The sequence below is a fragment of the Mycobacterium sp. P4_H6 genome (genome assembly GCF_056400845.1).
Map to the genome: position 1 here is coordinate 1 of NZ_JBFUKN010000170.1, position 3,295 is coordinate 3,295.

4 protein-coding genes are annotated in these 3,295 nt (G+C 68.1%); 3 read left to right on the forward strand and 1 reads right to left on the reverse strand.

Going from position 1 to position 3,295, the window contains the following annotated elements:
• The first annotated feature begins 82 nt into the window (after positions 1-82).
• Positions 83-754, forward strand: a complete 672-nt coding sequence (locus AC1DTF_RS32230; RefSeq protein ID WP_477477021.1) for an amino acid ABC transporter ATP-binding protein — start codon at positions 83-85, stop codon at positions 752-754.
• Between the two features lie 51 nt (positions 755-805).
• Positions 806-1,270 carry a MarR family winged helix-turn-helix transcriptional regulator gene (locus AC1DTF_RS32235; RefSeq protein WP_057169198.1) on the forward strand — a complete coding sequence of 155 codons (465 nt, stop codon included), beginning with the start codon at positions 806-808 and terminating at the stop codon, positions 1,268-1,270.
• On the opposite strand, the gene ggh is transcribed toward AC1DTF_RS32235, so the two are convergent.
• The gene (ggh, locus tag AC1DTF_RS32240) at positions 1,271-2,611 is read right to left on the reverse strand and encodes a glucosylglycerate hydrolase (protein WP_057169197.1); all 1,341 of its coding nucleotides are present in this window, start codon (positions 2,609-2,611) and stop codon (positions 1,271-1,273) included.
• Positions 2,612-2,667: 56 nt separating this feature from the next.
• Here ggh and AC1DTF_RS32245 point away from each other — a divergent pair.
• A partial coding sequence (locus tag AC1DTF_RS32245; protein WP_477477022.1) for an SDR family oxidoreductase occupies positions 2,668-3,295 on the forward strand: 628 nt, incomplete at its 3' end.

Sequence of the window (3,295 nt, forward strand, 5' to 3'; positions counted from 1 at the left end):
ACCCGGTGCTGCGCGGGGTTGATCTGGAGGTTCCCGCCGGTACCACCGCCGCCGTCATCGGCCCGTCCGGGTCGGGTACCCGGTGCTGCGCGGGGTTGATCTGGAGGTTCCCGCCGGTACCACCGCCGCCGTCATCGGCCCGTCCGGGTCGGGTAAGTCGACGCTGCTGCGGACGTTGAACAGGCTGTATGAACCCGACAAGGGCGACATCCTGCTCGACGGCCGCTCGGTGCTCGGTGACAACCCCGACCAACTGCGCCAGCGCATCGGCATGGTGTTCCAGCAGTTCAACCTGTTCCCGCACCGCACCGTGCTGGACAACGTGACACTGGCCCTGCGCAAGCTCAAGGGCATGTCCCCCGATGCGGCGCGCGAGCTCGGGCTGGCCCAGCTGGATCGGGTTGGACTGCGCCACAAGGCCGATGTTCGTCCGGCGACCCTGTCGGGCGGGCAGCAACAGCGGGTGGCGATCGCGCGGGCACTGGCGATGGCGCCGCAGGTGATGTTCTTCGACGAGGCCACCTCGGCGCTGGACCCGGAACTGGTCAAAGGTGTGCTCGAGCTGATCGCCGATCTCGGTTCCACGGGCATGACGATGGTGGTGGTGACGCACGAGATGGGCTTCGCCCGTTCGGCTGCCGACGCGGTGATCTTCATGGACAACGGCAAGGTCGTGGAGTCCGGACCGCCCGAGTTGATCTTCGAGAATGCCGAGACGGAGCGGCTGCAGCGCTTCCTGTCCCAGATTCTTTGATCTTGAGCGCGTTCCAGCCTGGCAGAGACAGACAGGTTAGACTAGCGAATTATGGTCGAGACCGAACCGCAGACCGCTGAGCTGGCTGGAGAGCTGCAACGTGTGCTCTCCAAACTGTTTTCGGTACTGCGCCGTGGGGACACCCGAGGCGCGGGTAACACCGGCGCCGGCGATCTCACACTGGCTCAGCTCTCGATTCTGCTGACTCTGCTGGAGTCCGGACCGATCCGGATGACCGAACTCGCCGCCCACGAGCGGGTGCGGACGCCCACCACCACGGTGGCGATCCGCCGGCTGGAGAAACTCGGACTGGTCAAGCGTTCCCGGGATCCGTCCGATCTGCGTGCGGTGCTCGTCGAGGTGACGCCGCGCGGGCTGGTGCAGCACCGTGAGGCGCTCGACGCGCGGCGGGCGTTCCTGGCCAGCATGCTGGCCAACCTGAGCTCCGAGGATCAGGCCACCCTCACCGCCGCGCTGGGTTCACTGGATCGCCTCGGCGATCAGCCGACCAGCTAGCTATCCCAGCCAGTCCAGTACCGCCGCGGCCGTCCAGGACTGCTGCATGCTACCCAGCGGCTCACCGGTGAACGGTTCATAGTACTCGGCGAAGGTGCCGTCGCTGGCTTGCCGCAGACCCTCCTGTCGCAGTGTCGTGGCGCGTTCGGCCCAGCCGCGTCGCGCGAAACACCACGAGAACAGCCATGTCGTCACCGGCCACACCGGACCGCGCCAATACTCGCGGGGCCGGAAATCCCGGGAGACCGGCGAGGTCGTCGGGATCAGTGAGTAGCGCAGATCCGGATGGCTGCTGAAACGTGGACCGTCGAGCAGCTTCAGCAGGGCGCGTTCCTTGTCGTGCGGCAGTCCCCCGCACAGCAGCGGGGCGAATTGGGCGACGGTCTCGGTGGCCACCCACCTGTCCGCGCGGACATCGAAATCCCTTGCCGCGCCTGTCCGTTGGTCGGTGGCATCGACGACGCCGGCCCGGAACCGATCCGCCCAGGCGTACAGGTCACGCACATCGGCCGGTGAACGTTTGTAGTCCTCACCGATCTCGGCGAGCACCGTGCACGCCACCGAGAAGATCGCCGAGACGAACACGTCCTCGACGGCGAAGCTCATCGACTTGGCCAGCAGTTCGTCGTCGTAGCGGGCGGCCTTCATCTCCTCCAGCAGCCACAGATACCGGTCGTACTCGGTGTCCGACGGCCGCTGGGTGGTGTCGGTGTTGATCTTGTTGTCCTCGCGCTGGTACTCCGGGACGATGCCGGGCACCACGTTGGCGTAGGCGCTGTCCCAGCGCGGCGAGTTGTCCATCCCGGATTCCCAGCCGTGGTACAGCGTGATGCGGCCCTGGCCACGAAGATCGCGACATTCGGCCAGCCACCGGTGCCAACGCACCAGATCGTCCCAGCGACGGTCCAAGAAGGCCTCGGCGACCGCGCGGGTGGAGCGGCCGCGGGTCTTGGCCCGGTCCAGGATGCGTTGCACGGCGATGGCGTGCACCGGCGGCTGGGTGATACCCGAGGTGTGCCGGGTGCGCGGTGCGTGCTCGGCCAGCGCGGAGGTCGCCCAGCGCGCCGGGCCGGGAAAATAGCCGTCCACCCCGTTGGCGAACACGATGTGCGGGATCATCCCGTTGGTCCACTGCGCCGAGAGCAGCGTGTCCAGTTCGACGACGGCGCGCTCCACGCTCAGCGGGGCCAGCCCGATCGCGACGAAGGCGGCGTCCCAGCTCCACATGTGCGGGTACAGCAGCGGGGCCGCAGTGGTCATCACACCCAGGTCGTTACCGCGCAACAGGTAGGCCGCGCGCGCGGCGAGTTGGGTGGGGGCGAAGCTTGGGTCCGGTGGCATCGCATCAATAATGCGACGCCGCGGCCCGGCGTGCAGTGTCGGTAGTGTTTTCTCTTGTGCCCACAGCTCTGATCACCGGTGCCGGCGGCGGGATCGGCTCGGCCGTCGCCGCCGCGCTCGCCCCCACACACACCCTGCTGCTGGCGGGCCGCCCGTCCGCCCATCTGGACGCGCTGGCCGAGCGCCTCGGCTCCCCGACCTGGCCGCTGGACCTCACCGACCAGGACTCCATCGAGTCCGCCGCCGAACCGCTGGCCGAACTCGACGTCCTGGTGCACAACGCCGGGGTGCTCTACCCGGGCAGTGTCGCCGAGTCCTCCGCCGACGAGTGGCGGGCCAGCTTCGAGGTGAATGTCACCGGCGCCGTCGCGCTGACACTGGCGCTGCTGCCGGCGCTGCGCGCCGCCCGAGGCCAGGTGGTGTTCATCAATTCCGGTGCAGGGCAAAAGGTTTCGGCTGGCATGGCATCCTATTCGGCGAGCAAGTTCGCATTGCGCGCGTTCGCCGATTCACTGCGCACCGATGAGCCGTCGCTGCGGGTGACCACGATCTTCCCGGGCCGCACCGACTCGGAGATGCAGCGCGACCTGGTCGCCTACGAGGGCGGAACCTATGACCCGGCGAAGTTCCTGCGCCCCGAGACCGTGGGCGGGCTCGTCGCGCAGGCGGTGAACACCCCACGCG